Annotated in this window: 6 protein-coding genes; 1 reads left to right on the forward strand and 5 read right to left on the reverse strand. The window is 49.1% G+C overall.

The annotated features are described in order from the left end of the window. Window positions 1-532: 532 nt before the first annotated feature. A complete protein-coding gene (locus tag R6U67_RS06580; RefSeq protein ID WP_410251801.1) occupies window positions 533-1,552 on the reverse strand; it encodes a glucokinase in 1,020 nt (339 codons plus the stop codon). Window positions 1,553-1,635: 83 nt separating this feature from the next. Then, window positions 1,636-2,316 carry a histidine phosphatase family protein gene (locus R6U67_RS06585; protein WP_410251802.1) on the reverse strand — a complete coding sequence of 227 codons (681 nt, stop codon included), beginning with the start codon at window positions 2,314-2,316 and terminating at the stop codon, window positions 1,636-1,638. A gap of 348 nt (window positions 2,317-2,664) precedes the next feature. On the opposite strand from R6U67_RS06585, the gene R6U67_RS06590 reads away from it, so the two are divergent. Further along, window positions 2,665-3,069 carry a hypothetical protein gene (locus R6U67_RS06590; protein WP_410251803.1) on the forward strand — a complete coding sequence of 135 codons (405 nt, stop codon included), beginning with the start codon at window positions 2,665-2,667 and terminating at the stop codon, window positions 3,067-3,069. A 37-nt stretch (window positions 3,070-3,106) separates the two neighbouring features. Here the strand turns inward: R6U67_RS06590 and pyrF are convergent, their stop codons facing one another. The 3 genes from pyrF to R6U67_RS06605 all read right to left on the reverse strand — a co-directional run. Next, window positions 3,107-3,838 (reverse strand): orotidine-5'-phosphate decarboxylase, encoded by a 732-nt coding sequence (pyrF, locus tag R6U67_RS06595; protein WP_410251804.1) that lies wholly within the window; start codon window positions 3,836-3,838, stop codon window positions 3,107-3,109. Between the two features lie 87 nt (window positions 3,839-3,925). Continuing rightward, window positions 3,926-5,794, reverse strand: coding sequence for an MASE1 domain-containing protein (locus R6U67_RS06600; RefSeq protein WP_410251805.1), 1,869 nt, complete (start codon window positions 5,792-5,794; stop codon window positions 3,926-3,928). Window positions 5,795-5,817: 23 nt separating this feature from the next. Continuing rightward, window positions 5,818-7,374 (reverse strand): phospholipid carrier-dependent glycosyltransferase (locus R6U67_RS06605; RefSeq protein WP_410251806.1); only part of this gene is annotated, 1,557 nt, incomplete at its 5' end.

The raw sequence follows: 7,374 nt of genomic DNA on the forward strand, positions 1-7,374 counted from the left end.
CGCTCGTGTCGTCTTTCATCCCCGCAATAAATTGACGGGGCTTTCAGACTCCCGTATTACTTTCGTAATACCAATTTTCAGAAGTCGTGCCATAGATGTCTGGAGGGGAACCCACCCCTAACGCCTCCCACCGAGGGGATGGCTGTTCGCCCTCCTCAGTGCGCCCTCCTCAGTGTCAGATGTATAGCAAGCATTTCGAAAAATGGTATAAAAGCGTTGACTGACCCGTAAATCTAGGGTATCGTCAGGGGTGCGATGAAAGATAAACTCATAGACGGGATAGTGATCGTTGGCAATTTGTCCCGCATTGAAGTAGGGGCGAAAAATTTTTCGCCCCTACAATTTTGTATCAAATGCAACAAATCACACCGTATATCCTGAAGACCCACTTTTAATACTAACCTTTAAAAGTCGTGCCATCAATGGTTTTAGGGGTGAACAGCACCTCGATCATAGCTCGCTGAACACCGTTCACCCCTATCATTGAGAACACCAAACACCCCATTTAACGAGATTGCTTGCAGACCTTATATCAAACATTCTGGTCAGCACAAATCGCCGCACCAATCAAGCCAACCTTCGGCTCTAAAACCACCTCAACCGGGATGTCTTCGAGCAACGGACTCACTCGTCCCTTATCCAAATACGCCGTCATAAAGGTATCATTGCGGTGCAGAAGTGGCAGGATTTTTGCAGCAATCCCTCCGGCGATATAAAGACCTCGATAGGGCAACAATTTTAGGGCTAAATTCCCCGCTTCCGCTCCATAGGCTGAGACAAACATCTCCATGGTTTTCTGAGAAATCTCGTCAGATTCATCGAGAGCGGCGTTCGAAATGGCGGCGGCGGGAGTTTCCGCCGTCAGCATCTGACCCTTGTTCGGATGATTTTGGAAATGGCGATCGCACAAAAACTGATAAATTGAGACAATCCCTTGGCCCGACACCACCCGTTCAACCGACACTCGCTTCAGAGACTGGCTGGTTTTGAGATAATCCAAGAGGTCAAATTCCAGGGGGGTGCGGGGTGCAAAATCGCTATGTCCGCCCTCTGTTGCCCCCACATAGGTCTGTTTTCCCTGACTAATGAGAAAACACTCCCCCAGTCCCGTTCCTGCCCCGAGAACTGCCAACGGCGCGTCGGTTCGCTGTTTCTGGCTGGGGTCGGCCTCCTGAAGCACATGTAAATCCTGAGGCTGAAGTCCGAGAACCCCATAGCCGATGGCGGCGAAGTCGTTAATCAACGTGACCGCCTCAATGGTCAACTCGTCCGCGAGGCGGGTTCCGTCTAAGGACCAAGAGAGGTTCGTCAATTGTGAGCTGTTGTGGACCACCGGGCCAGCAATCCCGAAACAGGCCCGACGCACCTCGCCGGAGTAATCGGCCTCTTGCAAAAAAGCTTTGACAATGGGAACCAAATCAGGATAGTCCTGACTGGGATAGTTCTGCTCATGGAGCAGCTTCAATTGGGGACAGTCTTGGTCTTGCGTGACTTTGACTAATCGTAGAATGGTTTTGGTTCCGCCAATATCACCGGCGAGGACAACGCTCATACAGACTTGACTCGATAGAGTTTCCCTTTCAATTTAAGCTAATTTAAGCTAATTTAAGCTCAAATCTGTCTCCAAGCCTCAGCTCAATTGAATCGGACTTGGGTTTCACTCTGACTCAGATGGCTGGTGTCTCCCTTGAGGTCGAGACGCCAACCGCCGTCAGTCTCGGTGAACTGCACTAAGCTACAGCAGGCGGCCTGAATCTCGACCGGTTGACTCAGCAGTGCTTGGGTCATCCCGGCGACGGTGGCTCCATGACCGACAAAGAGGATATCTCCCGAGGTTTGAGCCACCAGATGACGAGCGGTGTCCCCGGAACGTCGCCAACATTGCTGTTCGCTGGCTTCGGGATAGTGGGGATGGAGGTGGGAGCGATAGTTGAGGTCAAGGCGGGGAAATTGCGTCTGTAACTCCTCGGGAGAGGCGATTTCGGGCCTTTCTGTCATCCATTCCGGATTGAGCCATTCGCCGATTCCTGATTCGAGATAAAGGGGAACCTCTAACTGTTGGGCCACCGCATGGGCCGTGGTGACACAACGGCGGAAGGGGGAACTAAAAATGGTCAGTTGTCCCGGTGTTGCGTCTCGCTCAAGTCGCTCGGCGAGTTCTTGGGCCTGTTGCAATCCCAGTTCCGAGAGGGGAGGGTCATAGCGTCGGGGAGCGGTTTCAAACCATTCGGGATATTGGAAATCGTAGCGATGGCCATGGCGAGCAATCCAGATGGTTCGTGGGGAGGAGGGATTGAAGGCTGGGTTGGATGTCATGGGCAGAATAGGTCGAGGTTCATGTTGCTTTAAAATAGAATTACTCAGCATCCTGACCATCAGCTTAAGCAATGTCATGGTGCAATTCAATGGCAACTCAGTTGTTTCTGGGCATTAGTTTGGTAAGCATTTTGCAACCATTCGTTGCAAAATGATGTTGCCAAATGACGTTGCTAAATGACATTGACCGGTGATGATGAGGGGATGGATAGCAGTAGCTCGATGATATCGAACCGATGCCACGAGTCAAGTTAAGACGAGAATACGCTTTTCTTGTTGGTTGTTGGTCATTGTTTGTGTATCGCTATCAGAGTGGCGTCCAACTAGAGAGTCCCGTTAAAGAGGTTTATGGCTAAACGACGAAAAAAAACATTTCCCTGTGGACATAAAGGCTATGGCAAAACCTGTCATCGCTGTGAGCAGGAACGACGTGAGCAAGAGAAACAATGGCAAGCTCTGCAACAAAAGCAACTTGAAAAGAAAGCCTGGGAAGCGACGTTTGAGCAGGATGATATTGATTTGCGATCGCTCCCTCAATATGTAGTCTTAAAGGCTAGGGATATTATGTCGGGTTTAGCCCAACAGCAAAGTTATCGAGACTTTAATGGTAAGCGCATGAGACACGATCGCCAAATTATTAGTATCCCCATCACTCGTAATTATCGCATGATTTGCCGAGATGATGGGGACTTTGTCATTCCCCAGTCGGTGCTATCTCATGAGGATTACAACGTTAAAAAACCGGGGGCTTAGTTCAGTCGATTCAGTTGAACTGAGCCGAACTCAGAGTTTAACTGAGATCCTCGCAGATGCGATCGAAAGCAGCGGCGGGGTCGTCGGCCTGGGTAATCGGGCGACCCATCACGAGATAGTTGGCTCCCGCTTGCAACGCCTCCTGGGGGGTCATGACCCGTTGTTGGTCGCCTGAAACCGCCCAGGAGGGACGAACACCGGGGCAGACAAGGAGGAACTCACGACCGCAGATTTGTCGCAGTTGCTGGGCTTCCTGGGGGGAGCAAACGGCTCCTGCTAACCCGGACTCCTGGGCTAAGAGAGCCATTTTCAGGGCATATTCGGGGAGTTCGATGGGAACCTGAAGGTCAAAGGCCAGTTCGCGGGCGTTGAGGCTGGTGAGGAGGGTGATGGCGATCGCCCTCGGTAGAGGCTGTCCAGCGGCGGCTGCACCCTCTTCTAGCGCCCGCTGAGCGGCTTTTAGGGCGGGCCGGCCGGCGGTGGCGTGTAGGGTCAGCAAGTCCACGCCGTAGCGAGCGGCGGAGCGACAGGCTCCGGCGACGGTATTGGGAATATCATGAAGTTTTAGGTCTAAAAAGATGCGTTTGTCTCGTGCTTTGAGATGGTCGAGAATGGGAGGACCGGCACTGATGAAAAGTTCCAGCCCAACTTTCCAAAATTGCACATTTGGGAGTTGAGCGACTTGGGAAATTGCTGTCTCTAAATCTGGGACATCTAGGGCAACAATAATACGTTCAGAAATACGTTCAGAAATCGACTCGGTTACCATTGTTCTTTGACGGGTTTTCAGTTACAGTATTATAAAGCGTTTTGTGGTCGTTGTATCAGGTAAACTCACGGGATAATATCTGGGAGTTCACTTGCCAATAGGTAACGTAATCTCAAAGCGAGTCCCCTGATTTGGCGTCGAATCACAGACGAGACTTCCCCCATGTTGTGTCACAATCGTTTCATAGCTATTATACAACCCCAACCCAGTTCCTTGTCCCACATCCTTAGTGGTAAAAAACGGCTCAAAGATTCTCGTCTGATGCTCGGGGTTAATCCCAATTCCATTATCAGAAATCAGAATTTGCACCAAAGAGTCATTAAATAGACGAGTTTCCAACTGAATTATTCCCTGTATCGGAGTCGTTTCAGTCTGTTGTCTGGTTAAAATTCCATCAATCGCATTATTGATGATATTCATAAAAACTTGATTGATATAAATTGCAAAACATTCAACTTTCGGCAATTGACCATAATGTTTAACCACTTGAATCGAACACGGAGAGCCTGCATCTCGTAAACGATGCTGCAAAACCAAAAGCGTGCTATCTAAGCCATCGTGAATATCGACGGCTTTTAGTTCCGCCTCATCTAAACGAGAGAAATTCCGTAAACTGAGGACAATTCGTTGGATACGCTCTGAGCCAGAGCGCATCGAGGTAATGAGTTTCAGAAAATCCTCTTGCAGAAACTCAAAGTCAATCTCCTCCATAAACTCTAAAATTTCAGGGTCAGGTTTTGGAGTTTTAGCTTGATAGAGTAACAGCAATTTGAGGATATCCTCAAAATACTCCTGAGCTGGGGTGAGATTACTGTGGATAAATCCAATCGGATTATTGATTTCATGAGCGACACCCGCCACAAGCTGACCTAACCCGGTCATGGTTTCATTCTGGATGAGTTGAGCTTGGGTTCGTTTGAGTTGTGATAATGCATTGGTTAAAGAGTCAGCTTGCTGTTTTAAATAGAGTTGTTGCTGTTCGAGTTGTTGATTAACGTCTGAGAGTTCTTGAGTTCGCTCTTTAACACGAATTTCCAGGTCTTGTTTCGCATTTTTAAGGTCACAAACCGCTTGAGTTCGTTCATTCAAGATAGCGATTAACACTAAAACCGCAATGGAGATAACAGCAATAAACGAGTCTAAAAAGAGTAACGAAGCATTGAGATTATCTCGGACAAAAATACTGCGTCCTTGAACCGTTCCAATCACCGCCAGAGAGGTCGTCAGCACCAGCGCCGATGTGGTCCAGGTGACGGGGAAGCGAAACACCGCCCACACCAATAATGGCATCATTAGATATTCGATGGGCGCTTGTTCAAAAAAGGCAAATTTTACAACAATAGCTGCTAAGATTAGCCAAGCTAAAATCTCTAATAAATTTTGTCTTAAAAAATTCTTAATACCCCTAGTATTTCGTTGTTGAGTTGGCGTAAACCAAACCAAAAGACAAGGTGCATAAATAATCACACCCGTCACATTCGCTATCCACCAGGTGAGAAACACATGGCCAAATTCTGAGCCGCTAATCCATTGTGCAACCCACAGCGCCGTTACCCCAAAGGTTGCGCTGATGAGTTGACTGATGAGTCCTCCCCAAATGATAAAGAGAAAGACATGATTGGTGTGATGAAGGGGATAGGGACGGTGAGTGAAGCGTTGCACTAAATGAGCGCCAACCAGAGCCGTTAGGGTGTTTCCCGTGGCGGTGACAACGCCAATGGCTAAATTCACGGGACTGGGGTTGAGAATGGGATAGGTGCTAAACGCGCCGATGAGGATTCCTGGCCAGACTTTGGGACCCCAAAGGAGGGTCACTGCGAGGCTAAATCCCGCCGGAACCCAGACGGTGGCCACATCTCCGGGGAGGACCGCCAGTTGCATCCCCAATAAGGCGACGAGACTATAAAAGATGGCGATGAGGAGAACTCGGGATAAGTTCTCATGTCTCTGAACCAATCTGCGGATGTTTGACATACGGCTTAACGGTAACGAACGAGGTCATAACGGTAGCCATTGATTTTGGGAAGTTGATGACGTGGAACTCGTTGTCCAATGGGTTCATTGGCGTCGAATTGTCCACCGCGATCGCCTAATTTGTGGGCATGAAAATTGATATACCAAACGTCAAATGGAGGTGGTATGTTTTGCAGTTCTTGTGCTAAAATATCAGTTGGATAATAACTGGGTTTAGGATGGGCAAGTAAAAACATTTGCGGATGAGGAAAGTTGAATTTAGCTAAGTCCCAGGCAATGGACTGCAAGCGTCCAGTCTGTCCATGATGCTTGTGCGTTGTGGCTAGAACCACCGGTACATCAGAGGTTTGGCGGATAACTTGCGCCAGGCGATCGCCGCGATGATGTTGCAAATAACTGAAATTGGTCACCACACTTAAACTTCCTAAAAGTGCAATTCCAGCGAGGATATAAACGTGTTTTGGCTGACGTTTCCAGGCTGACTCCAAGCCAGATGCAAGGATTAAAATCACAACCGGCAACAGTGGGAAAAAGAAGCGCGGTGCTAAGGTTAAATCATTACCGGTTAAATAGGTAATTCCTAAAAATAGGAAAAGTCCCACAAGACACACCTCCAGCCAAATCCTAGATTGAGGAGGATGGTGCGGGGCAAACACCTCTAGTAACTGCCAAAGTTTCCAGAGAATAAATAGTAATACCAATCCCGTAATCACAATCCACCAAAGAGGGAACACCAACGCATCCAGAGGCGCCATCAACACCATCGACACCAACCATAAAATCGTCCGTCCCAGAGGTGGAAAAACACCCAAGTCGCCATCCGTCACCCAATCCGTTAAATCACTGTCCGCAAATCGTCCCCAAACCGGCAGCCAAACCAGTCCAGTCACCGCCGTTCCCACCGCCGCCACGCCTACCCCTCGCCAGGGTTTAGCGGTGCGGGGAATTGGCTCGTGTAACCATCCCTGTAGCCAATGTTTGCCTAAAACCAGTCCTTGAATGAGGGGAACTAAACCAAAAAAGTAATGGACGGCAATTCCCAAGCCATTAACCACAATCCAGAGAAACGTCCAACCCCAGAGCCATTGGCGGGCCGGGGAATGGCTATGTATCAAACTTTCAATGGCTAAGGTAAAGGCATAAAACGAGGCGATCGCCAGTAAAATAGCTAAGGTATAGTGGCGTGCTTCCTGGGCCAAGAAAATCCCCAAGGGCGACAAGGCCATCAACGCCGCCGCCAACTGAGCCACCGTTTCCGAAGCAAAAGAGCGTTTCGCCAAGCCATAAAGCGCCGGAATCGTCAGAGCGCCCCACAACGCCGAAAAGGCCCGACTGGCCCAAAGAAGCTGCTCTTGGGGAAACCCTTGCAGCCAGAGATGGTTTAACAAAAAATAGAGCGGTGGATGGGTGCTTTCGCTCATCAGATGCTGCCAGACATCCCCCAAACCCGCCGTTGATGAGCGTTGTAACGGTTCGAGTAACTGCTGTGGGGAGATAAACTCATTCAGCGGAACCTCAAGAAAGCTATTCCCCAAACTAAAGACGAGGGTGGCACATTCATC

The organism is Sodalinema sp. (assembly GCF_046483825.1).
Taxonomy (GTDB): Bacteria; Cyanobacteriota; Cyanobacteriia; order Cyanobacteriales; family Geitlerinemataceae; genus Sodalinema.